This is a genomic window from Haloterrigena salina JCM 13891 (assembly GCF_000337495.1).
In the GTDB taxonomy this organism is placed as follows: Archaea; Halobacteriota; Halobacteria; order Halobacteriales; family Natrialbaceae; genus Haloterrigena; species Haloterrigena salina.
On sequence record NZ_AOIS01000018.1, the window covers coordinates 88,803 to 111,078 of the forward strand.

The 22,276-nt window shown below is 67.3% G+C and carries 21 protein-coding genes; 13 read left to right on the forward strand and 8 right to left on the reverse strand.

Translation table 11 applies throughout. From position 1 onward, the window contains the following. Nucleotides 1-194 precede the first annotated feature (194 nt). The gene (locus tag C477_RS05115) at nucleotides 195-950 is read left to right on the forward strand and encodes a PHP-associated domain-containing protein (protein ID WP_008893385.1); all 756 of its coding nucleotides are present in this window, start codon (nucleotides 195-197) and stop codon (nucleotides 948-950) included. Nucleotides 951-988: 38 nt separating this feature from the next. On the opposite strand, the gene C477_RS05120 is transcribed toward C477_RS05115, so the two are convergent. The 5 genes from C477_RS05120 to hemC form a co-directional block, all read right to left on the reverse strand. Beyond that, nucleotides 989-2,542 (reverse strand): DHH family phosphoesterase, encoded by a 1,554-nt coding sequence (locus C477_RS05120; RefSeq protein ID WP_008893386.1) that lies wholly within the window; start codon nucleotides 2,540-2,542, stop codon nucleotides 989-991. An 87-nt stretch (nucleotides 2,543-2,629) separates the two neighbouring features. After that, nucleotides 2,630-2,992, reverse strand: a complete 363-nt coding sequence (locus C477_RS05125; protein ID WP_008893387.1) for a hypothetical protein — start codon at nucleotides 2,990-2,992, stop codon at nucleotides 2,630-2,632. Between the two features lie 119 nt (nucleotides 2,993-3,111). Continuing rightward, on the reverse strand, nucleotides 3,112-3,864 hold the full coding sequence (locus C477_RS05130) for a uroporphyrinogen-III synthase (protein ID WP_008893388.1): 753 nt from the start codon (nucleotides 3,862-3,864) through the stop codon (nucleotides 3,112-3,114). Continuing rightward, the gene (gene cobA / locus C477_RS05135) at nucleotides 3,861-4,676 is read right to left on the reverse strand and encodes a uroporphyrinogen-III C-methyltransferase (protein ID WP_008893389.1); all 816 of its coding nucleotides are present in this window, start codon (nucleotides 4,674-4,676) and stop codon (nucleotides 3,861-3,863) included. The genes C477_RS05130 and cobA overlap by 4 nt, the downstream gene beginning before the upstream one ends. 14 nt (nucleotides 4,677-4,690) lie before the next feature. Then, entirely contained in the window at nucleotides 4,691-5,830 is a 1,140-nt protein-coding gene (hemC, locus tag C477_RS05140; RefSeq protein ID WP_008893390.1) for a hydroxymethylbilane synthase, read from the reverse strand. 169 nt (nucleotides 5,831-5,999) lie between these two features. On the opposite strand from hemC, the gene C477_RS05145 reads away from it, so the two are divergent. Both C477_RS05145 and pheA read left to right on the forward strand, forming a co-directional pair. Beyond that, the gene (locus C477_RS05145; protein WP_008893391.1) at nucleotides 6,000-6,365 is read left to right on the forward strand and encodes a group I truncated hemoglobin; all 366 of its coding nucleotides are present in this window, start codon (nucleotides 6,000-6,002) and stop codon (nucleotides 6,363-6,365) included. Nucleotides 6,366-6,471: 106 nt separating this feature from the next. Continuing rightward, nucleotides 6,472-7,290, forward strand: coding sequence for a prephenate dehydratase (gene pheA / locus C477_RS05150; protein ID WP_008893392.1), 819 nt, complete (start codon nucleotides 6,472-6,474; stop codon nucleotides 7,288-7,290). A 60-nt stretch (nucleotides 7,291-7,350) separates the two neighbouring features. Here the strand turns inward: pheA and C477_RS05155 are convergent, their stop codons facing one another. Next, entirely contained in the window at nucleotides 7,351-8,478 is a 1,128-nt protein-coding gene (locus C477_RS05155) for a site-2 protease family protein (protein ID WP_008893393.1), read from the reverse strand. A 125-nt stretch (nucleotides 8,479-8,603) separates the two neighbouring features. On the opposite strand from C477_RS05155, the gene C477_RS05160 reads away from it, so the two are divergent. Together C477_RS05160 and C477_RS05165 are read left to right on the forward strand one after the other, a co-directional pair. Then, nucleotides 8,604-9,263, forward strand: a complete 660-nt coding sequence (locus tag C477_RS05160; protein ID WP_008893394.1) for a helix-turn-helix domain-containing protein — start codon at nucleotides 8,604-8,606, stop codon at nucleotides 9,261-9,263. Nucleotides 9,264-9,336: 73 nt separating this feature from the next. Then, on the forward strand, nucleotides 9,337-9,696 hold the full coding sequence (locus C477_RS05165) for a DUF7344 domain-containing protein (RefSeq protein ID WP_008893395.1): 360 nt from the start codon (nucleotides 9,337-9,339) through the stop codon (nucleotides 9,694-9,696). On the opposite strand, the gene C477_RS05170 is transcribed toward C477_RS05165, so the two are convergent. Further along, nucleotides 9,697-10,122, reverse strand: coding sequence for a CBS domain-containing protein (locus C477_RS05170; protein WP_008893396.1), 426 nt, complete (start codon nucleotides 10,120-10,122; stop codon nucleotides 9,697-9,699). Between the two features lie 137 nt (nucleotides 10,123-10,259). On the opposite strand from C477_RS05170, the gene C477_RS05175 reads away from it, so the two are divergent. From C477_RS05175 to C477_RS05210, 8 genes are all read left to right on the forward strand, one after another. Next, entirely contained in the window at nucleotides 10,260-10,718 is a 459-nt protein-coding gene (locus tag C477_RS05175; protein WP_008893397.1) for a peroxiredoxin, read from the forward strand. Between the two features lie 59 nt (nucleotides 10,719-10,777). Beyond that, entirely contained in the window at nucleotides 10,778-11,197 is a 420-nt protein-coding gene (locus tag C477_RS05180; protein ID WP_008893398.1) for an Hsp20/alpha crystallin family protein, read from the forward strand. A gap of 195 nt (nucleotides 11,198-11,392) precedes the next feature. Then, entirely contained in the window at nucleotides 11,393-12,190 is a 798-nt protein-coding gene (locus C477_RS05185) for a hypothetical protein (protein WP_049914291.1), read from the forward strand. 157 nt (nucleotides 12,191-12,347) lie between these two features. Next, complete coding sequence (leuS, locus tag C477_RS05190) at nucleotides 12,348-15,044, forward strand: leucine--tRNA ligase (RefSeq protein ID WP_008893400.1); 2,697 nt, start codon at nucleotides 12,348-12,350, stop codon at nucleotides 15,042-15,044. Nucleotides 15,045-15,560: 516 nt separating this feature from the next. After that, complete coding sequence (locus tag C477_RS05195; RefSeq protein WP_239641842.1) at nucleotides 15,561-17,759, forward strand: methyl-accepting chemotaxis protein; 2,199 nt, start codon at nucleotides 15,561-15,563, stop codon at nucleotides 17,757-17,759. After that, nucleotides 17,756-18,535: a bacteriorhodopsin gene (locus C477_RS05200; protein ID WP_008893402.1), complete on the forward strand. Its 780-nt coding sequence runs from the start codon at nucleotides 17,756-17,758 to the stop codon at nucleotides 18,533-18,535. The genes C477_RS05195 and C477_RS05200 overlap by 4 nt, the downstream gene beginning before the upstream one ends. Before the next feature lie 136 nt (nucleotides 18,536-18,671). Continuing rightward, nucleotides 18,672-19,490 carry a YqjF family protein gene (locus C477_RS05205; protein WP_008893403.1) on the forward strand — a complete coding sequence of 273 codons (819 nt, stop codon included), beginning with the start codon at nucleotides 18,672-18,674 and terminating at the stop codon, nucleotides 19,488-19,490. 166 nt (nucleotides 19,491-19,656) lie between these two features. Further along, the gene (locus C477_RS05210) at nucleotides 19,657-21,099 is read left to right on the forward strand and encodes a sugar porter family MFS transporter (protein WP_008893404.1); all 1,443 of its coding nucleotides are present in this window, start codon (nucleotides 19,657-19,659) and stop codon (nucleotides 21,097-21,099) included. Nucleotides 21,100-21,165: 66 nt separating this feature from the next. On the opposite strand, the gene C477_RS05215 is transcribed toward C477_RS05210, so the two are convergent. After that, the gene (locus C477_RS05215; protein ID WP_008893405.1) at nucleotides 21,166-22,167 is read right to left on the reverse strand and encodes an alanine dehydrogenase; all 1,002 of its coding nucleotides are present in this window, start codon (nucleotides 22,165-22,167) and stop codon (nucleotides 21,166-21,168) included. Nucleotides 22,168-22,276 lie beyond the last annotated feature (109 nt).

Genomic DNA, 22,276 nt, shown 5'->3' on the forward strand with positions numbered 1-22,276 from the left:
GATATCCGTCGTATCGCTCTACTTCGCCGCTTCGTCTGCAGGTCGTCGTTCGGCCCGTCGCGGGATGGCTCTCGCCACGATAAATCTGATAATGCTATATTGAAACCGGCCCTCGCTCTCCTCTCGAGCGGCAACACAGCGTTTATGCGGACCAGCGAAGTACTGGGCGTAGCGTTCCCCGCCCTGATCCCGCTATGACGACTCAGATTCCGCTCGCGATCGATTTTCACGTTCACTCCGACGACTCCTACGACGGGCACGAACCGATCGAACTCATCCTCGAACAGGCGGCCGACATCGGACTCGACGGGGTCGTCATCACCGACCACGACGAGATCGGTGAGTCCCTCCGCGCGGCCGAACTCGCGCCGGAGTACGGCCTGATCGGCATCCCCGGCGTCGAGGTGTCGACGCGCCACGGCCACCTGCTGGCGATCGGCGTCGAGGAACGGCCCGAACCCGGCCAGTCGTTTGCCGAGACCGTCGCGGCCGTCCGCGCCCGCGGCGGGATCGCGATCGTTCCCCACCCGTTCCAGCGCAGCCGCCACGGCGTCCGCAAACGTCACCTCGAGGACGCCGACGCGATCGAGACCTACAACTCGATGGTCTTTACCGGCTACCGCAACCGCCGAGCGCGGACGTTCGCCCGTCGCCACGGCTATCCCCAAATCGGCGCCAGCGACGCCCACTACCTGCCCAACGTCGGCAAGGCTTACACCGAGATTCTCGTCTCGCCCGACGCGAACGCCGCCACCGGGGCCGATATCGACGGCGACGAACTCGTCGCGGCCATCCTCGAGGGCCGGACTCAGATCCGCGGCAAGCGGACGCCGATTCACAAGAGTTCGGTCCAGTACGCCAAGGGCGGGGCTCGGAAGGTATCGTACCTGCTGACCTCGCGGGCGCCGCTGGTACCGACGGTGCCGGCCTCGATGGACCGTTCGACCTGATTTACTCGCGACTCGAGTCGGCCGCTACTCGAGGTCCGTCAGGAGAGTTGCTCGCCGACGATTTCGTTGGCGCGCTCGATGAACGCGTCCTCTTTTCCTTCGGGTACCGTCGCTCCCGCGGCGACGTCGTGACCGCCGCCGTCGCCGCCGACGGCCCGCGAGGCCTCGCCCATGACGACCGAGAGGTCCAGTCCCTGTCGGACGAGGTTGTGAGTGCCCCGCGAGGAGACCTTGACTTCCGCGTCGTCCTCGGCGGCGTCGTCCTCCCCGGTCTTCTCCGCGAACGCGAGGATCGGCTTCGAGCGGCTGATTCCCTCGTTGCCCATCGCCATTCCGGCGACGATGCCGACGATGGTCTCGCGGATCTCGTCGCCCGCGTGGAACCACTGGAGGTGCTCATCGTGGGTTACGCCCTCGCGCGTGACGAGGTCGATCCCCTCCGAGAGGTTGCGCCGGTGGTTTCGCAGCAGTTTCCGGGCGCGCTCCAAGGCGCCCGTTCGATCCCCGAGACAGACCCCGAGGCCGACGTCGGCGCGCTCGTAGCGGGCGGTCGCGTTCAGCAGCGTCGAGAACTCGCTCGCGTCCCGGAGCTCGGTGCCGACCGGTTCCTCGGGGAGGACGTACGCCGTACTCACGAGCTGGTCGATCTTCGACGCGGGGACGCCCGTCGAGACGGCCCGCTTGACGAGCGCGCTGGCGACGGTCTGCTTCTCGTCGTTGGTCAGCCCCGACCAGCGGCGCCACTCGCCGTCGCGTTTCAACTCGAGGTCGAGTCCGTCCAGAAACCGGAGCGCGCCGTTCTCGTCGTTCGAGATGCCGGGGATGTGGACGTCGGTGGCGTACTCGAGCAGTTTCGGCAGCGGCCGGGTCTGTTTCCCGTAGAGCGCCAGATCCTTGCCGGTCTCGAGGACGCCGGCCTCGACGCCCTCCTCGACGATCGCCTCGTTGGCGCCGTGGAGCTCCCCGCCGGAGGCCTGCATGTCGCCGACGGCGCCGACGACCGCGAGGGCGGCCAGATCGCAGTTGTCGGCGCGGGCGTTGGTCGCACCCGAGGCGGTGACGATGCCCCCATCAGAGCGGGGATCCGGCGTTGATCGGCTCATTTCATTCGCCTCACCTCCGTCGGCTTCGGCGGCGGGCTCGACATCCGCCGCGTCCGCGAGCGCCCGCGCGAGCACGTAGCTCGCGCCGGCGCCGGAGAGTTCGGAGGCGCCGTCGATTCCGAACAGCAGGGGGTTCAGGTGGAACTCGGTGTCGCGGTCGGCGGGCTGGTGGTGGTCGGCGATGACGGGCGTAAAGGCGCCCGCGTCCTCGTGCTCGCCGATGATATCCAGCTGCCCGCTCCCGAAGTCGGTGAAGAGGACGGTGTCGTAGTCGGTCGCCGCGATGTCGGCGATGGCGTCCTCGTCGAGTTGTTTCTCGAAGACCGTCTCGAAGGGTATCGCCGCGCGCTCTAGGGCCTGTGCGGCGATCGCGGCGCTGGTGAGTCCGTCGGCGTCGATGTGGGAGGCCAGCAGGACGCGATCGGCCTCGAGGAGGCGGTCGGCGCAGGCGGCGGCGCGATCGGCGAGTTCGGGAACCGGACCGGTCATCGGTACATCGGTAGACGATGGGGCGGCATTCGGGATAAACCTCCGGTCATCGGTCGGCGGCCGACGGCCGACGTCACCGTCGGCGTCTCACCACAGTCCGAGGAGCTCCGGCAGCGGTTCGCGATACACGAGCAAGAGCAGGTTGTTCGCCGCGAACAGGACGTACAGTCCGACGATGATGGCGACGAACCGAACGTCCATCGGGTCCGAGAGGACGTGCCCGATCAGCATCACGACCGCGGCGTAGCACGCCGCGGCGAGCAGGACTCCGGGGAGTCCGAACAGGTGGTAGAAGAAGACGGTCACGGGGTTGAGCTCGCTCGCGTACGGGACGAGAAAGAACAGGGTCGCGGCGACCGCGTCGATCCCCCAGAGGGTGAGAAACGCGAAGCGTATGCCGACCGAGTCCGGCGGGTCGAGCCGTTTTCCGAGGGACGTTTGTACGGACACAGTACTCGAGACATAGGGTCCAATACGAGTATTGGTTACCCTTGCTAACGCGGGTTGTGACGGCCCTGCACGCGGTTTTTGCGCTCGAAATGTCCCGGACGGAGTCGGGTCGCGAGGCGTTACTCGCGATCGGGCCGAACGGCCGCGACCGTCTCCCGCGCGAGCGCGTCGAACGTGGCCTCCTCGGGCACGACGTCGACGTCGATCCCGCGCTCGGCGGCGGTCTCGGCCGTCGGCTCGCCGATGACGCCGACGGTGGCGTCGGCGAGCCCTTTGATCGCCGCGTCGCGAACGCCGCGCTCGGCGGCGGCCTCGAGGAAGTGGTCGACGGTCAGCGACGACGTGAAGCAGGCCGCGTCGAGTTCGCCCTCGGCGGCCAATGCGGCCGACTCGCCGCTCTCCGCGGGACGGACCAGTCGGTAGAGGATCGTCTCGTGGACGTACGCGCCCGCGTCCTCGAGGCCGTCGAGCAGGACCGCGCTGCCGTGGTCGCTGCGGGCGACCTCGACGCGGGCGCCCGCGACGCGATCCGCCAACGCGTCGACGAGGCCGCTCGAGGTGAACTCCTCGGGGACGAGGTCGACCGCGTACCCCTCGGCGCGCAGTGCGTCGGCCGTCGCGGGGCCGATGGCACAGACGGTCTGATCGCCGGGCTCCCAGCCCGCTTCAGAGACGAGTTCCGCGCCGGTCTTGCTCGTGAAGACGACGTAGTCGGCGTCGCTTCGGGGCGTCGCGTCGGTGGCCTCGACGGCTAACATCGGGTCCGGAACCGGCTCGGCGTCGAGGTCGGAGAGCAGGACCGCGGCCGACTCGAGGCGCTCGTCGTCGGGGCGGAAGACGGCGACGGTCGGCGCGTCGGGCGTGTCGCTCATCGGTCGCCCCTCCCCTCCTCGTCGGCGCCGACGGCGCCGTAGTCGTTCTGTAGGAAGTCGACGACCGACGCCCGGATGCCGGCGATGTCGCCGATCACCGTCACTGCAGGGGGTTCGATCCCGACCTCGTCGCGGGCGTCGACGATGGTCTCGAGGGTCCCCGTCGCGACCTGCTGGTCGGGCCAGGTGCCTCGTTCGACGAGCGCGACGGGCGTCTCGGGGGCCATCCCGGACTCGAGCAGCGCCTTCGTGTAGTCGGGCAGACGGCCGACGCCCATCAGGACGACGATGGTGCCGCCGGTCGCCGCGAGGGCCTCCCAGTCGACCGCCGACTCCGCCTTGGTCGGGTCCTCGTGGCCCGTGACGAACGACACCGAGGAGGCGTGGTCGCGGTGGGTGACCGGGATACCGGCGACCGCGGGCGCGGCGATGGCCGAGGTGACCGCGGGGACGACCTCGAAGGGAACGTCGTGGGCCGCGAGGTACTCGGCTTCCTCGCCGCCGCGGCCGAAGACGAAGGAGTCGCCGCCCTTCAGGCGGACGACGGTTTTGTCCTCGCGGGCGAGTTCGACCAGTCGCTCGTTGATCTCCGACTGGGGCGTGCGGTCGCCGTTCGCGCGCTTCCCGACGTCCTCACGGCGGTCCTCGGGCAGGAGATCGATGATCTCCGGACCCGGCAGTTTGTCGTGGAGGACGACGTCGCTCTCCTCGAGCAGTCGCTTGGCCTTGACGGTCAGCAGATCAGGGTCGCCGGGGCCGCTGCCGACGAGGTAGACCGTTCCCGGGTCGGCGCTGATGGAGTCCGTTGACATCTCCGTACGTTCCCTCACTTCCCCTCCGGCTTATCTTCCGCGGAAACGTCGCCTTCGTCGCTCTCGGTGTCCTCGCGGGCGGCCTCGATCAGGTCGGCCGCGCCGCGATCCGCGAGATCTCGGGCGAACTCGCGGGCGGCCTCGGCGTGGGTCTCGACCGGCAGGTCGCGGCTCCCCTCGACCGACTCCTCGCCGTCGCGGTCGAAGACGTTGACCGTGGCGTGGACGTACTCACCCTGGACGACCGCGTAGATGCCGACCGGCGCGATACAGCCGCCGCCGAGTTCGGCGAGGATCGTCCGTTCGACGGTCGTCTCGACGCGGCTCCGCGGGAAGTCGATCGCCGACTGGATGTCGCGGGCCGTCTCGCCGTCGCGTGCGGTCACCGCGAGCGCACCCTGTCCCGGCGCGGGAACGAACGTCCCCGTCGGGAGTTCCTGATAGTCGACGTAGTGAGCGAGGCCGCTGCGCTCCAGTCCCGACTGCGCGAGGACGATCGCGTCGTACTCGGTCTCGACCTCGCGCTCCATCGCCTGTCGCTCGAGTTCCGAGAGGTCGTCGAACCACTCCTCGACGGTGCGGTCGTACTCCGGTTCGTAGTCGTCGTCGCCGGCGTTCTCTTTGCGCTCCTTCTCGGCTTCCGTGCGCCCTTGGTGTTCTTCCTGCAGCGACGGCGCCAGCAGCTTCTCGAGGCGCGTGTCCACGTTCCCGCGCAGGGGCTCGACCTCGAGGTCCGGGCGCTCCGAGAGGAGCTGGGCTCGCCGGCGCAGGCTCGAGGTGCCGACGGTCGCCCCCTCGGGAAGCTCCTCGAGGGTCGAGCCGTCGGGCGTGATGAGGACGTCACCCGGCGGCCCGCGCTCTGGCACCGCCGCCGTGACGAGCTCTAGTGGCTGTTCGGTCGGCATGTCCTTCATCGAGTGGACGGCGCCATCGAGGTCGCCCTCGAGGACGCGCTCGTCGAGTTCGCGGACGAACGCGCCCGTCTTCCCCAGCCGATGAATCAGTTCGTCCCTGATCTGGTCGCCCGTCGTCTCGACGGTGACCAGTTCCACCTCGTAGCGCCGGTCCTCTAAGGCCTCTTCGACCAGTGAGGCCTGTCGCCGGGCGAGTGTGGATCCCCGAGTCGCCAGTCGCAGCGTCCCGCGCGTTCTCATGGGAGAACAGTCGGCGCCTGGGGTATGAAAAGCGCACGCTTGTCGGGCGGCGGTCGTTGCGGTCATTCAGCTCACAAAACATATGGTGTTTGTGACCAAGTAACATGAATTTTCGCGCGAACATATTCGAGAGAGTACTTAACCCTCCGCCATTCGTAGGGCCGGGTGGATGAGCGAAACTCTGTACGAACGACTCGGCGGACAGGACGCGATCGGTGCAGTCGTCGACCAGTTCTACGAACGCGTAGTCGAAGACGAGCAGGTCGCCCACTACTTCGAGGACGTCGACATGCAGAAACAGCGGGCCCACCAGACCCAGTTCATCAGCGCGGTTGCGGGCGGCCCCGTCGACTACTCGGGCGCGGACATGGAGGCCGCACACGACGACCTCGGGATTACGAAACCCGACTTCGACGTCATCGTCGGACACCTCGACGCGACGCTCGAGGAGTTCGACGTCGACGCCGACGACCGCGAGGCCGTGCTGGACGCGATCGCCGAGTACGAGGACGACATCGTCACGGTGCCGGCCTGAGTGCGATCCGGTGCGGGGCGATCGCTGACCGAACCAGGGGGAACCGACCGACAGCGCTCGAGACGGACCCGAGACCTTTTGATCCCGTCCCCGCTATCACCAGCCGATGGTCGCAGTTACGCTGGGTCCCGAAGGAACCTACTCGCACCGGGCGGCGACGGCGATCGCGGACGGCGACGAGATCGACTTCCGGCAGTCGGTGACGGCCATCGTCGACGCCGTCGCCGGCGGCGAGTACGATCGCGGCGTGATCCCGATCGAGAACAGCATCGAGGGCTCGGTCACGGAGAGCCTGGACGCCCTCGCGGAGTACGACGTCGCCGTCGTCCGCGAGATCGTCACCCCGATCCGCCACGCCCTCCTCGCCCAGGGACCGGAGTTCGACACGATCGCCAGCCACTCCCAGGCGCTGGCGCAGTGTCGCACCTACCTCGAGCGAGAGTACCCCGACGCCACCCTCGAGGCGGTCGCCAGCACCGCCCAGGGCGTCGAGTTCGCCCGCGATGATCCCTCGATCGCGGGTATCGGGCATCCGGCCAATGCCGACGACGAACCGACCCTCGAGGTGCTCGCCGAGGACATCCAGGACCAGGACTCGAACGCGACTCGCTTCTTCGCGCTGGCGCCCGCCGAGGAGCGCTCGAAGGGCGGCGGCAAGAGCTCGCTCGTCGTCTACCCCAATGCGAACTACCCCGGGCTCCTGCTCGAACTCCTCGAGCCCTTCGCCGATCGCGACATCAACCTCACGCGGGTCGAGTCCCGCCCCAGCGGGCAGCGACTCGGCGACTACGTGTTCCACGCCGACTTCGAGGCCGGCCTCTACGAGGCCCGGACGAAGGAGGCGATCGAGGAACTCGAGGAACTGGCCGACAACGGCTGGGTCCGTCGACTGGGCTCGTACGACACCGAACACGTCGTCGAGTAGTCGCCCGCCGTCGAGATTCCGTTTTACTATCGGCGTTCGCTACCGGACACCCTCGAATCGTTAGAACGCCGTCGTCTCGTGCCGGAGCTCGAGCGCCGCGGCGAAGTCGGCCCGCGAGACCAGTCCGACGGGCTCGCCGTCGCGTACGACGAACCCGACGTCGGCCCGGCTCCGCTGTAACGTCTGGAGCGCGTCGAACGCGCTCGTCTCGGCGTCGATGCGCGGGAGGTCCGTCGTCGCGACGTCGCCGACGGTCGTCGTCTCGTACTCCGCCGGCCCGACGTCGCGCAGCGCGGCCGCGGTGATCGCGCCGACGATCGCGCCGCTCTCGTCGACGACGGGGAGGTCCGTTCGCCGCGCGGCGAGCAAGCGGGCGAACACGGTTTCGACGGTCGCGCCGATCTGGACCGGCTCCCGGGGCGAGAGGAGGTCCGTCACGGTCAGACCCGAGAGGAGGTCACCGAGAACGACCGCGCGGGATTCGCTGGTCGCACCGATGTAGATGAAGAGCGCGACCAGCACGAGGACCGGGCTGAACGTCACGACGACGCCCAGGAAGATGAACAGGATCGCGAACAGCGTTCCGGCGCGGGCGGCCGTCCGAGTGGCGCTGACGTACGACCGGTTGCGCGCGAGCACGGCTCGCAACACCCGCCCGCCGTCCATCGGAAACGCGGGGAGCATGTTGAACGCCACTAGCGAGACGTTCATGACACCGAGTAGCCCGAGCGCGAAGACGGCGACCGTCGCCGACTCGGGGACGACGAAGAGCGCGCCGATGCAGGCGGCCCCGACGATGAGGCTCGCGACGGGGCCGGCGACGGCGATCCAGAACTCGCGGTTCCACTCCCGTGGCATCTCGGCGAGGCTCGCCAGCCCGCCGAGGATCCAGAGCGTGATCGACTCGACTTCGATATCGTAGCGCATCGCGACCCACGCGTGGCCCAGTTCGTGGACGGTGACGCTCGCGAACAGTCCGACGGCCGCGAGGGTGGCGACGAGCCAGCGGTCGGCGGCGGAGAGACTCGCCGCGTCGACCGTCGCCGGCGTCGCGGCGTTGATGACGACCTCGTACGCGGCGAGCTGTTCGCCACTGCCGATGAGCCAGACGAGCACCGGAACGAAGACGAGCAGCGAGACGTTCACGCGGATCGGGATTCCCCAGACCCGGAGGACGGTGTAGTTCACGGCGTGTTCACTCGAGAGAACGCGGTTAGGTGTTGCTGAATACGTTCATCGTGCGCCGCCGCCGGTTCGCCCGCTCGAGTCGACCCCCCTCGCGGCTTTTTCTCGCTGGAACCCCTCCGTTCCGTATGTTACGCGCATCCATCGCCATTCCGGCGGAAGCGCTGGCGCTCGAGTACGCGTCGAGCGCCGTTCCCGGGATCGAGGTCGAGGCCGAGCGGATCGCCGCGCACAGCACGGAGTGGATCATGCCGTGTCTCTGGATCGCCGACGGGGAGTTCGACGCCGTCGAGAACGCGTTGGAGTCGGATCCGTCGATCGACGAGGTCGTCGCGAGCGTGCGGTTCGACGAGGCGGCGTTCTACCACGTCGAGTGGGCCGAGGACGTGATTCGGCGGATCGATTCGTATATCGACAAGGAGGGGTCGCTGCTCGAGGCCCGGCTCTCGGGGGGCGAGTGGCGGGTCGACTTCCGTTTCGCCGACCGCGAGCAGTTCGACGCATTCCGGGAGCAGTTCGCGGACCGGGACTACTCCTTTCGGCTCCTGAGCCTGACCGAAATGACCCGCTCGGACCACGAGTTGCAGGACCTCACCGCGGCCCAACGGGACGCGCTCGTGGCCGCCGCGGAGCGCGGCTACTACCGCGTCCCGCGGGAGACGACGACGGCCGAACTCGCGGACGATCTCGGCATCACTCACCAGGCGATCTCGGAACTCCTCCGACGGGGGACCGAGAACCTCGTCTTCGCGACGCTGCCGGCGGAGCGGGAGTCCGAGTCGTCATAGATGACTGACACCTTTTAAAGTGTTGCGCTCGGCAGGTTCGTCGCTCTTCCGGCCGGGTCGGCTAGTCTCCTCAATGACCAATGAGACAATCTCGCAAGACATCGCGTTCCGCCTGTTGAGCCACGTCTATCGTCGCGCGTTGCTCGAGTGTCTCGACCGACACGACGCGCCCGTCTCGCTGGCCGACGCGGCGGCGGACGTGGCGCGAGCGTGCAACGAAAAGCCAGCCCCCGACGTCTCGGACGAGGAGATCGAGCGGATCTATCTCTCCTTGCACCACTCGCACGTCCCGCGGTTGGCTGATCGCGAGGCGGTTAGCTACGACCGAGACCGGAAGGTCGTGACGCTCACCGAACGCGGGGAACGGATCATCACCGTCCACGACCGCGTGAGCGTCGACGAGCCGCTCGAGGTGACCGACGCCGGACGGTGATTACGGACTGTACGCCGGCGACTGGGCCTCGATCGTGTCGGCGACGTTGTCCAGTTGCTCGCCGATGGTCGCGACGAGGTCGTCGAGCGTGACGATGCCGGTCAGTTCGCCGTTCTCGTCGACGACCGGGAAGCGGCGCGCGTTCTCCTCCTTAATCGCCCGCGAGATTTCGATCGCGTCCGCGTCTTCCCGCAGCGTCGTCAGCCCCGCCGTCATCACGTCCTCCGCCGGCGTCGCGGCGACGTCGTCGCTTTGAGCCACCTCGAGGGCGATGTCGCGGTCGGTGACGATCCCGACCGGTTCCTCGCCCTCGGTGACGACCGCGGCGCCGACGTTGTTCGACGCGAGCCGCTGTGCGACCGTTTCGAGTTCGGTGTCCGGACCGGCCGTTACGACGTTCTTCGGACCGAGTTCGCCGACTGACATAGCACGAAGAGAGACAGCCGGCTGGCTATTCAGCGCGGGGCTTTCACCTGAACGCGACGCGGCCGCCGACTGCGGATCGCGCGACGGCAGGCCCGGCACCGCAAACGGTTTTCCGCGTCCCCGCGGTAGCCCCGCACATGACGCTCGACGACGGCGACGACGCGCCGACCGTGACCGCACCGATCCAGGACGGCGAGCCGGTCTCCCTCGAGTTCGAGGAGCCGACGGTGCTGTACTTCTACCCGAAGGACGACACGCCCGGCTGTACGATCGAAGCGAACCAGTTCCAGCGCGAACGCGAGAGTTACCGAGAGGCCGGCGTGGACGTCTACGGCGTCTCGGTCGACGACGTCGACTCCCACGCCTCGTTCTGCGAGTCGGAGGGCCTCGAGTTCGACCTGCTGGCCGACCCCGACGGCGAGATCGCTGAGGCGTTCGACGTCGACCGGCGGGACAGCGGTGTCACCGCGCGGACGACCTTTTTCCTCGCCGACGGCGAGGTGAAGGCGGTCTACGAGAACGTCGACCCCGACGGCCACGCGCGCGAAGTGTTGTTCGACGCGCTCGACGCCGGGCTGGTGACGTTACCCGAATAGGATCTTTTGACCTCGAATCGCGGGCAGAATTTATCTCGCTCGAGCCCCTAGCTGTGCGTATGCGACGAAACCCGTTCGACGATATCGAGGAGTTGCTCGACCGCGTCAGCCGGCAGGTCGAGGAGGGTATGGGCGCCGGCGGACTGCAGGTCCCGGGCTCGGTCCCGGTCGACGTCGTCGACGCCGGCGAGGAGTACCTCGTCACGGCCGATCTTCCCGGCTACGAAACCGACGACATCGAACTGACCCTCTCGGAGGGGACCCTGCGCCTCGAGGCCAACCGCGAGGACGAGTCGAAGTACGCCGAGGGTCGCTACCTCCGTCGCGAACGGACGCGCACGTCGGCCAACCGCCGGATCCGCCTTCCCGACCCGGTCGAGGAGGAGTCCGTCTCGGCCGGCTTCGAGGACGGCGTGTTGACCGTCCGGCTCCCGAAGGTCTCGGGAACCGACGACTCGAAGCGGATCGATATCGAGTAATCGGCGAGGCGCCTGTTCGAGCCCCGCCGTAGTGTGGCCGCTCGCTGACAGCCGGCGAATCGGTCGACCGAGACTTGCCGACCGAGCGTAATCCGACGAGTGCGACGAGCGATGGCGACTTTCGTCGACCGACCGCATTGGTCCACACCGTACGTTTCCAGACGATTATTATATCTCTATTACATATATGTGGGTATGGTCCGGCTATTCGTCCTCGCTGTCGCAGCAGGGTTCATGCTGTTCGGGTGGATGGCGCTCTCCAGCGCTCGGAGGCTGCGCGGTCGGCAGACGACGATCGACGAACTCGAATCGACGGATGAGGGTCATCTCGAGCCGGGCGGCGAGGAGACGATCAGCGGCCCGGTCTCCGTCGTCGAACCGGCGTCGCCGGAACGAACCGGTCCCGAGTCGAACGGGACCGACTCGGCCGCCCTTTGGGCCTGGCGGCACCGCCGAAAGGAGGGGGGAGAGAGCACCAACGGATGGGAGACCGTCGAGGGGGAACTCGCGGTCGGGGAGTTCACTGTCGACCACAGCTGGGACCGCGTTCGCGTCGACGCCGAGACGCTTGCGGCCGAGGTGGACGACCCGTTCGACTCGTCGCAGTTGTTCCTCGACGAGCCGGAAACGGACGTCTATCTCGGCGAGCTCGATCCGATCAACAGATTCCTCGAACGCCACGGGTTCGCGGACGAGGGCGGTATCATAAGCGATGTAGAGGTCTCGATCAGCGCCGGCGGGAAGACCACTATGCCCGACAAGTACCAGGCCACGGTCCTCCGTGACGGCGACGAACTGATCGTCCGCGGCGATCTGACCGAGACGGCAGACGGGTACGTGATCCGCGGGTCGGACGAGACGCCCCTGTCGATCGCGGCCGGTGATCTCCAGAGTCAGGAGGACCAACTGCGCTCGGAGGTCCGCATGCGAAAGGCGGTCAGCGGCGTGTTCTTCGGGCTCGGTGTGTTCGTCGCGATACTCGCCGTTCTCTAGGACCGGTCTCGATCTCTCGAGTCCGCACCCTCGAGGCGGACGGCCCGCTCGGCGGCTTCCTCGGAATCGGTCACGTCGGTCGCGCGGCGGTCGTCGGGCGCGGGCTAGTGTATGGAAAGGTATAGGGCGCCGTCCCCGCCTATAGCTATATAAGCAAATGAGCGACGCGGGATACGACCACGCAACGGTCGAACGGCGCTGGCAGGAGGCGTGGGACGAGGAAGACGCCTATCGGACGCCCGACGACGTCGAGGATCCGACGTACGTGCTGGGCATGTATCCGTACCCGTCGGGCAAACTCCACATGGGCCACGTCCGAAACTACACGATCACGGACGCGTACGCCCGGTTCCGACGGATGCAGGGCGACGACGTGCTCCACCCGATGGGCTGGGACGCCTTCGGCCTCCCCGCGGAGAACGCGGCCAAGGAGCGCGACACCAACCCGCGAGACTGGACCTTCGACTGCATCGAGACGATGACCGAGCAGATGGAGTCGATGGGCTTCGGCTACGACTGGGACCGCGAGATCGCCACCTGCACGCCGGAGTACTACCAGTGGAACCAGTGGCTCTTCGAGCGGTTCCACGAGGAGGGCTTAGTCGAGCGCCGCGACGCCGAGGTCAACTGGTGTCCCCACTGCGAGACCGTCCTCGCCGACGAGCAGGTCGAGGGCGAGGCCGAACTCTGCTGGCGCTGTGACACCCCCGTCGAGCAGCGCGAACTCGAGCAGTGGTTCCTGAAGATCACCGAGTACGCGGACGAGTTGTTGGAGGCGATCGACGACTTAGAGGGGTGGCCCAACTCGGTGCGCCAGATGCAGCGCAACTGGATCGGCCGCCAGTACGGAGCAGAGGTCGATTTCGAGGTCAGCGAGGCGCCACGCGCCTCGGACGGACGCGGCGAGGGAAGCGAGCCGCGGGAGTACGGTCCCGTCACGGCCTTTACGACCCGCCTCGACACCATCCACGGGGCGACGTTCTTCGCGCTGGCGCCCGACCACCCGATCAGCGAGGCACTCGCCGAGGAGGACGAGGACGTCCGCCGCTTCGTCGAGGAGGAGGCCGACCCCGACGGCGACGAGCCGAACGGCGTCGCGACCGGCCTCACAGCCACGAACCCCGCCACCGGCGACGAGATTCCGGTCTACGTCGCCGACTTCGTCCTCTCGGACGTCGGGACGGGCGCGCTGATGGCCGTTCCGGGCCACGACGAGCGCGACCACATCTTCGCGGAGAAGAAGGGACTGGACATCGTCCCCGTCATCGCCCCCGAACCCGAAGCGGGCGAGGCCCCCGAAGCTCCCGACGTCGAGGAGGCGGCCTACACCGAGGACGGCGTGCTGATCAACTCCGGCGACTACTCGGGTCTCGACAGCGAGACGGCTCGAGAGCGCCTGACCGAGGACATCGACAGCGCCGAGGAAGCGACGCAGTACCAGCTGCGCGACTGGGGGATCTCCCGCCAGCGCTACTGGGGAACGCCGATCCCGGTGATCCACTGCGAGGAGTGCGGTCCGGTCACGGTCCCCGAGGAGGACCTGCCGGTCGAACTGCCGGAGTTCATCAACACCACCGGCAACCCGCTGGACGCCGCCGAGGAGTGGAAGCAGACGACCTGTCCCGAGTGTGGCGGCCCGGCCGAACGGGAGACCGACACGATGGACACCTTCGTCGACTCCTCGTGGTACTTCCTGCGGTACGTCTCGCCCGGCCTCGAGGACGCCCCGTTCGACTTAGAGCGGGCCAACGACTGGATGCCCGTCGACCAGTACGTCGGCGGCATCGAACACGCCGTGATGCACCTGCTGTACTCGCGGTTCTTCACGAAGGTGCTGGCCGACCACGAAGGGCTCGAGCACCGCGAGCCCTTCACGAACCTGCTGGCCCAGGGGATGGTGCAACTCGAGGGCGAGAAGATGTCCAAGTCCAAGGGCAACGTCGTCTCGCCCCAGCGGATCGTCGAGGAGTACGGCGCCGACACGGCGCGGCTGTTCATGATGCAGGCCGCCCAGCCCGAGCGCGACTTCGACTGGAGCGAAGAGGGCGTCCGGTCGACCAACGCGTTCCTCGCGCGGCTGAAGGGGATGGTGGAGGACTACGTTTCCGACGAGCCCGCGGGCGACGATGACGCCGTCGCGAGTTACGTCGACGGCGAGATCGAGGCCACGATCGCGCTGGCGACCGACGAGTACGACGACCTGACGTTCAACAAGGCGCTGCGCGAGACGCAGGATCTGGTCCGAACGCTGCGCCAATACAGAGACTACGCGGAACCCCACGCCGAGACCTACGAGCGCGGGCTGTCGGCGGTCGTCCGCCTGCTCGCGCCGGTCGCGCCCCACCTCGCGGAGGAGCTGTGGGACGAACTGGGCAACGACGGCCTCGTCGCCGACGCCGCGTGGCCGACCGCCGAGGTCGACCGCGACCACGTCACGAAGCGCCGCCGACTGGTCGAGAACACCCGCGAGGACATCCGCGACATCGTCGAGGTCGCCGGCATCGAGGACCCGAACGCGATCGACGTCGTCGTCGCGCCCGACTGGAAGTACGACGCCCTCGAGATCGCGATCGAGAGCGACGCCGACAACCTGATCGGCGAACTCATGCAGGAGAGCCACATCCGCGAACAGGGCGACGCCGCGGCCGACTACGGCCAGGACCTGCAGGCCGAACGCGAGGCGCTGTCGATGACCCTCTCGCCCGAGGCGGAGTACGCAGCCCTCGAGTCCGCCGCCTGGCTGATCGAACGCGAGTTCGAGGCGCCGGTGACCGTCGTCGGCGCCGACGAAGCCGACGAGGGCGCGCTCGCGAACGCCGAACCCGGCCGCCCGGCGATCGAAATCGACGACTGATCGACGCCGTCCGACACCGTCCGACGCCGTCGGCAATCGATTACCGCTGTTCGCTCGAGCGTTCCGACCTCGAGACTCGCCATCCGTACGCGACGCTACCGAGGGGAACTCGTCGACAGACCGTCGTTCCCGACTCGTCGGTGGCGGTCGATGTCGCCGACCGATCCCGTCCGCTGTTATCTGTCCGTACTGGTATGACCGGGTCGAAATACGGCGCGGTCGATCGAGCATACCGACCGACTTCTCCCCCGAAGGCTGTGTACGGCTATCAGCAACCACTTCTCGATCGAACCGTTCGCTCGCGCTCGCAGGTTCGGGGGAACTCCGAGAGATATAACGATGTGTACAAACCGGCTCGGAGTGTTCAATTGTGTCGATACATTCAATTAGTGTGAATTACCAGTATTACGGAGACACGTCGCAGCGCCACGCTGCCCGACACGTCCACGGTATACTATGGCATTCGAGGACTCACTCCCCGATCGGCTCAGAGAAACGTACAGTGTAAAGATCGGTTTGATTTTCGTCGCAATCGCGCTCGTGACGCTGCTCGTCTCGGCGATCTTTTTCGCCCACGTCTCCGGGGCGGTCGGACCGGAAGCGGAACAGCACTTCGGCGACCGAACCGACGACCGAAGCGACGTCGCGGAGACGTGGCTCGAAACGAACGCGGAGACGACGAACGGATTGGCGGCGGACGCGACCGTCCGTGACGGCGATACCGACGCGATCGCCGACCGGCTCGCCGACGCCCGGGCCGCCCGGGACGATCGCGTCGCGGAAATCCACTACCTCGCCGCCGACGGCGAGGTGCTCGCGAGCAGCGACGACGCGGCGACGGCCGAGAACTTCTTCGACGCCGCGGGCGTCGATGGCGAGACCGACGGCCCGACCGCGGCCCACCGGGCGCTCTCGAGTGACGACGAGGTGCTCTCGTTCGTCGCGAGCGTCCCGGGCGAGGATCGCTACGTCGCCCTCTCGGCGCCGGTGACCGGCTTCGCGTCGACGCTCGAGAGCGGCGACGACTACCGGACGGTCGTCACCGGCGCCGACGGCGAGCGGATCGTCGGCGTCGGCGAACTGAGCGGTGACGTCGAGGTCGACGACGCGGCCGTCCTCGAGGCCGTCGGGACCGACGCATCGGGCGTCGTGACGGCGACTCCCGAGGGAACCGATCGGGAACTCGCCGCGACGACGGCGACGATCGACGTCGGCGAGTCGACGATGGGGGTTATGACCTACGGCGTCGCGGACGACGTCTTCGTGGCCCAGAACACCGCGACGGCCGCCATCGCAACGCTGGCGTTCATCTTCGTCATCAACCTCGGCTTCGTCGCTATCGTCCTCGGCGGCAACCTCTCCCTGCAACTCCGCCGGCTCGCCCAGAAGGCCGAACGGATGGGCGACGGCGACCTCGACGTCGACCTCGAGACCGATCGGATCGACGAGGTCGGCATCCTCTACAACTCCTTCGGATCGATGCGCGACAACCTCAGCACCACGCTGGCCGATCTCGAGGACGAACGCGAACGCGCACGCGAGGCCCAGCGCCGCACCGAGCAGCGCAACCGCGAACTCGAGGCGGAGGCCGAGCGGTTCGGCGACGTGATGGCCGACTGTGCGGACGGCGATCTGCAGCGGCGCCTCGAACCGGAGACCGACCACGAGGCGATGGTCGAGATCGCCGAGTCGTTCAACGAGATGATCGCCGACCTCGAGACGACGGTGTCTCAGGTCAAGCGGATCTCGCGGGACGTCGCGCGGACGAGTACGGAGGTCCAGTCCAGCTCCGAGGAGATCAGCCGGGCCAGCGAGGAGGTCAGCGCCTCGGTTCAGGAGATCTCCGACGGGTCCTCGGCGCAGGCCGACGACCTGGAGACGGCGACGACTGAAGTCAAGGAGATGTCGGCGACCGTCGAGGAGGTCGCCGCCGCGACGAGTACGATCGCCGACCAATCGACACAGGTCGACGAGCTCGCGACCGCCGGCCAGGAAGCGGCCGAGGAGACGACGGCGGAGATGCACGACGCCAGCGACAAGACGGAGACCGTCGCCGAGACGATCCACGACCTCGAGCAAGAGGCCGAACAGATTCAGGAAATCGTCGAGCTGATCGACGAGATCGCCGGCCAGACGAACATGCTGGCGCTGAACGCGGCGATCGAGTCCGCCCGGTCACAGAGCGCCTCGAGCGAGGACGGCGGCTTCCAGGCCGTCGCCGACGAGGTCAAGGAGCTGGCCGAGCAGACTCAGGCGGCAGTCGACGACGTCGAAGCTATGATCGAATCGATACAACAGCGCGCGACCGAGAGTGCGGCACAGATCGAGGAGACCGAGGAGACGATCGGATCGGCTACCGATCGCGTCGACTCCCTCGCGGACAACTTGGACCGGATCGCCCGGGAGATCGAACAGGTCGCGAGCGGCGTCACGCAGATCGATCAGGCGACGAACGAGCAGTCCGAATCCGCCGAGGAGCTCGCGACGATCGTTCAGGACGTCGCCAGCGTGGCCAACGAAACGACCTCGCAGGCACAGCAGGTCGCGGCGGCCTCCGAGGAAACGACGGCGACGATCACCGACGTCTCCGCCGAGGCGACGCGGCTCGACCAGCGGGCGACGGAGCTGGCCGACGCCGTCGACGAGTTCGCCGTTTCGGGGGCGGACGCCGACGCACAGCCGCCGGCCGCCGAACACGGAGGTGAGAGCCGATGATCGGCGAGCTCGAGATGTACCGGCTCAGCTCCTACGTGACGGCCGTCGCGACGCTGGCGTTTCTCGGCTGGGTCGCGAAGAAACCGGCCGGGACGCGCCGGTACTTCCTGCCGGCGCCGATCGTCTGCGGGACGCTCTCGCTCGCGTACTTCGGGATGTCGCTCGAACTGCTTCGAGTGACGACGCCGAACGGCCAGCCGCTTCCGATGACTCGCTACGTCGACTACTTTGTCGCGACGACGATCATGATCGCGGTCGCGGGGAAGGTCGCGGACGCGACCCGACGCCAGTTGGCCACGCTCATCGCCCTGACGATCGGTTGGATCGGTTTTAGCCTCGGTCGATACTTCCTCACTGGGGCGGCAGTGCTCGCCGCGAACCTGGGTACGGCCGTCGCCCTCGCCGCGCTCCTCTACGTGATGATCTGGCCGGTGACGAAACGCTCCGGCGAGACCTCCGGCGAGCGGGTGCTTCTCTACGGCAAACTCAGGAATTTGATCATCCTGCTCTGGATTGCGTATCTGGTTATCGGCGTCATCTCGCGACAGGGGATCGGCCTGCTCGACGCCTTCGGCGGCGTCTTCGCGGGCGCCTATCTCGACATCGCCACCCGAATCGGCTTCGGACTGTTGCTTCTTCGGGGGTCCGATGCGATGGCGAACCTCATCGACGACGTCGAGTCGAACGGCGGTTCGGACGAGTCCGACGGCGAAGTGACGTTCACGGAGCCGTCCGGCGACTCCGACGCCGATCCCGACATCGAACCGGCCGACTAACCGGTCGCAGTTCCGGTTCGAGCGGCCGATCGACTGTCGCTGTTCGAGACCTCAATCGAAGCTGACAGTCGACTGTCTCCTTTATCCGATCGCTCCTCGTATTCGGGACCACAGTCCGCAGGACTGGCTCTCGAGGATGACGGATCACAACAACAGACAGACACGACGCCGAATACGACCGCGAACTGACCCCTTTCGGTGGGACTTCGCCGACGGCTCGACCCCGACCGCGCCACACGTCGTCTCGATGACGTGGCGCGACGGGTCGTTCGTCAACTGGCCCGTCGACGCCGACGCCCTCCGTCCCCACGTTCCCGACCAACTGACGCTCGAGACGCGAGACGGCGACGCCTGGCTCAGCGTGTTGCCGTTCGTGCTCACGAAGGTCGGGATACGCGGCACGCCGCCGTTTACCAGAACGGCCGTCGCCGAACTCAACGTCCGGACGTACGTCCGGTACCGCGGCGACCCGGGCCTGTTCTTCTTCAGTATCGACGTCGGGAGCCCGTTGATCGCCGCGATCGTCAGCCGAACGACGCGGCTCCCGGTTTATCACGCACACATGCGGGTCAGCGCCGACAGCGGCGACGTCCTCTTCTCGAGTACGCGGGGCCAGACTGCGGCCGGCGCGCGGCCGCGGTTCGACGAGGACGCGCCGCGAGCTCGCTTCGACGCGACGTATCGCCCCGACGGCGACGTCTTTCGCCCCGAACCGGACACGCTCGCCCACTGGCTCGTCGAACGCCGCCGGTTTTACGCCGCCGAAGACAGGGGGGTCCTGACCGGCGAAATCGCCCACGAGCGGTGGCCCCTCCGGCCCGGCGAAGTGACGATCAACGAAAACACCATGTTCGAGGTCAACGACCTGCCGGAGCCGACCGGCGATCCGGTCGTCTACTACTGCGATGAACTCCCGATGACGGGGTCGATTCCGCGGCGACTCCGTGAGGGGTGAGGACGGTCGATCCGGCGGTGGCGGACCGTCCACTGCCGACCGTAGCCGGCGGGCTCTCGACATCGCTCGAGGGTTTGGGCTCTTCTGACTGTGGGTCAACACCTCCCGAGGAAGATCGGAGACTTTGTTAACTATGATCCGAGATAATTATATTGGCTAATCACCCATGACTGCAACATCGACCGGCGGTTCGGTCGACGAACGAAATCCGTTCGTCTACGTCGTCGCGGCGCTGGCCGCGCTCAACGGCTTACTGTTCGGTTTCGATACGGGCGTCATTTCCGGTGCGATGCTCTACATCCGGGAGACGTTCGAACTGGCAACGATATTCGGCTACTCGATGAACCCCTCGCTCGTCGAAGGGGTCATCGTCAGCGGTGCGATGATCGGTGCGATCGTCGGCGCCGCGTTCGGCGGCCGACTGGCCGACCGACTTGGTCGTCGGCGCCTCATCCTGGTCGGCGCCGTCGTCTTCTTCGTCGGCTCGCTCATCATGGCCGTCGCGCCGACGGTCGAGGTGCTCATCCTCGGTCGCATCGTCGACGGGATCGGCGTCGGCTTCGCGTCCGTCGTCGGGCCGCTGTACATCTCGGAGATTTCGCCGCCGAAGATCCGCGGCTCGCTGGTTTCGCTGAACCAGTTGACGATCACGAGCGGGATCCTGATCGCCTACCTCGTCAACTACGCGCTCTCCGAGGGCGGCCAGTGGCGCTGGATGCTCGGCCTCGGGATGGTCCCCGCGGCGATCCTGTTCGCCGGCATGCTCTTCATGCCCGAGAGTCCCAGATGGCTCTACGAGCGGGGTCACGAAGACGACGCCCGCGACGTGCTCTCCCGCACGCGCACCGAAAGTCAGGTGGCCGGCGAACTTCGCGAGATCAAAAAGAACATCCAGACTGAGTCCGGAACCCTCCGCGACCTGCTTCAGGCGTGGGTACGCCCGATGCTCGTCGTGGGGATCGGACTGGCGGTGTTCCAGCAGGTCACCGGCATCAACACGGTGATGTACTACGCACCGACGATCCTCGAGTCGACCGGCTTCGAGGACACCGCGTCGATCCTCGCGACCGTCGGCATCGGCGCCGTCAACGTCGCGATGACCGTCGTCGCGGTCCTCTTGATGGACCGGCTCGGTCGGCGACCGCTGTTGCTCTCGGGGCTCGGCGGCATGACCGTCATGCTCGCGGTCCTCGGTGCCGTGTTCTACTTGCCCGGTCTCTCCGGAGGACTCGGCTTGCTCGCGACCGGGAGCCTGATGCTGTACGTCGCCTTCTTCGCGATCGGGCTGGGTCCCGTGTTCTGGCTCATGATCTCGGAAATCTACCCGATGGAGATCCGCGGGACGGCGATGGGCGTCGTTACGGTCTTAAACTGGGCCGCGAACCTGATCGTCTCGCTGACGTTCCTCCGACTCGTCGACCTCTTCGGCCAGTCCGGCACGTTCTGGCTGTACGGCGTCCTGACGCTGTTCGCGCTCGTCTTCTGCTACCAACTCGTCCCCGAAACGAAGGGACGGTCGCTCGAGGAGATCGAGGCCGACCTGCGGGAGACGGCGTTCGGTTCCACCGTCGGCGACGACAGTCCGCGTCCCGCCGAATCGGACGACTGACGCGCTGCGCGGTTCCCTTTTCCGTCGGTTCGACTCGCCGCGAGCGATCCGCTCGAGCGGCGCCGACTACTGCGCGGCGTCTCCGGCGCCGACGAGATCGAAGGACAGTCCCTTCCCAGCGTCGCTGGCGCGGTCGTAGACGACGTGGGCCGCCGCGACGTCCTGAATGGCCAGCCCGGTCGAGTCGAAGACGGTGATCCCCGTCTCCTCGGTCCGCCCCTCCTTCGCGCCGGCGACGACCTCGCCGATTTCGGCGTGAATGTCGTCGTCGGTCAGAGTGCCCTCGCCGTAGGGGACGTTGATTTCGCCGGAGTGGGTACACTGCTCGTGGTCGTCGATGACGATCGTCGCCTCGAGCAGGAGGTCGTCGCTCAGTTCGTGCTTGCCCGCGGCGTCGGCCCCAATGGCGTTAATGTGGGTGTCCTCGCCGACGTCCTCGAGGCCGACGATGGGACTCTCCACGGGCGTCACCGTCGAGAGGATATCGCAGTGGCCGGCCTCGGAAATCGAGCCAGCGCGGACGTCGAACTCGTCTTCGAAGGCCTCGACGAACCGTCGGACGCGGTCTTCGTCCTGATCCGCGATGACGACCTCCTCGATCGGTCGGATCTCGCTGATCGCTCGAAGCTGGGTGTACGACTGGACGCCGGCGCCGACGATGCCGAGACTCGAGGCGTCGTCGACGGCGAGGTGGTCGGTCGCGACGGCCGCCGCGGCCCCGGTGCGTTTCATGGTCAGCGTCGTCCCGTCCATGATCGCCAGCGGGAAGGCGGTCTCCGGATCGGAGTAGATCATCGTCCCCAGCACCGTCGGCAGGTCGTGGTCCTCCGGGTTGTCGGGGTGGACGTTGACCCACTTCAGCCCGGCGGCGTCCCACTCGCCCGTATCGAGGTAGGCGGGCATCGACCGGAAGTCGCCGTTGTACCGCGGCAGGTCGATGTAGGACTTCGCGGGCATCTGGGTGTCCCCGCGCTCGAAGGCCGCGAAGGCCTGCTCGACGGCGTCGATGACGTCGGCGAGGGCGGCGTATTCGTCGACGTCGTCGCTGTCCAGAAGGAGCGTGTTCATAGTGGCAAATATCGCGGGAAGACACTTAATTCGTCCTGAATCGACGGCCGGCGCGCAGTCCGGTATCGGGCGGCGACGTTCGTGCTACACGTACCTTAATACGGGCAGG

Bases quoted from the DNA above. Each gene is read 5' to 3' on its own strand.
- C477_RS05115 (WP_008893385.1), top strand. From the start codon at position 195: ATGACGACTCAGATTCCGCTCGCGATCGATTTTCACGTTCACTCCGAC.
- C477_RS05120 (WP_008893386.1), bottom strand. From the start codon at position 2,542: ATGACCGGTCCGGTTCCCGAACTCGCCGATCGCGCCGCCGCCTGCGCC.
- C477_RS05130 (WP_008893388.1), bottom strand. From the start codon at position 3,864: ATGAGCGACACGCCCGACGCGCCGACCGTCGCCGTCTTCCGCCCCGAC.
- cobA (WP_008893389.1), bottom strand. From the start codon at position 4,676: ATGTCAACGGACTCCATCAGCGCCGACCCGGGAACGGTCTACCTCGTC.
- hemC (WP_008893390.1), bottom strand. From the start codon at position 5,830: ATGAGAACGCGCGGGACGCTGCGACTGGCGACTCGGGGATCCACACTC.
- C477_RS05145 (WP_008893391.1), top strand. From the start codon at position 6,000: ATGAGCGAAACTCTGTACGAACGACTCGGCGGACAGGACGCGATCGGT.
- pheA (WP_008893392.1), top strand. From the start codon at position 6,472: ATGGTCGCAGTTACGCTGGGTCCCGAAGGAACCTACTCGCACCGGGCG.
- C477_RS05160 (WP_008893394.1), top strand. From the start codon at position 8,604: ATGTTACGCGCATCCATCGCCATTCCGGCGGAAGCGCTGGCGCTCGAG.
- C477_RS05165 (WP_008893395.1), top strand. From the start codon at position 9,337: ATGACCAATGAGACAATCTCGCAAGACATCGCGTTCCGCCTGTTGAGC.
- C477_RS05170 (WP_008893396.1), bottom strand. From the start codon at position 10,122: ATGTCAGTCGGCGAACTCGGTCCGAAGAACGTCGTAACGGCCGGTCCG.
- C477_RS05175 (WP_008893397.1), top strand. From the start codon at position 10,260: ATGACGCTCGACGACGGCGACGACGCGCCGACCGTGACCGCACCGATC.
- C477_RS05180 (WP_008893398.1), top strand. From the start codon at position 10,778: ATGCGACGAAACCCGTTCGACGATATCGAGGAGTTGCTCGACCGCGTC.
- C477_RS05185 (WP_049914291.1), top strand. From the start codon at position 11,393: ATGGTCCGGCTATTCGTCCTCGCTGTCGCAGCAGGGTTCATGCTGTTC.
- leuS (WP_008893400.1), top strand. From the start codon at position 12,348: ATGAGCGACGCGGGATACGACCACGCAACGGTCGAACGGCGCTGGCAG.
- C477_RS05200 (WP_008893402.1), top strand. From the start codon at position 17,756: ATGATCGGCGAGCTCGAGATGTACCGGCTCAGCTCCTACGTGACGGCC.
- C477_RS05205 (WP_008893403.1), top strand. From the start codon at position 18,672: ATGACGGATCACAACAACAGACAGACACGACGCCGAATACGACCGCGA.
- C477_RS05210 (WP_008893404.1), top strand. From the start codon at position 19,657: ATGACTGCAACATCGACCGGCGGTTCGGTCGACGAACGAAATCCGTTC.
- C477_RS05215 (WP_008893405.1), bottom strand. From the start codon at position 22,167: ATGAACACGCTCCTTCTGGACAGCGACGACGTCGACGAATACGCCGCC.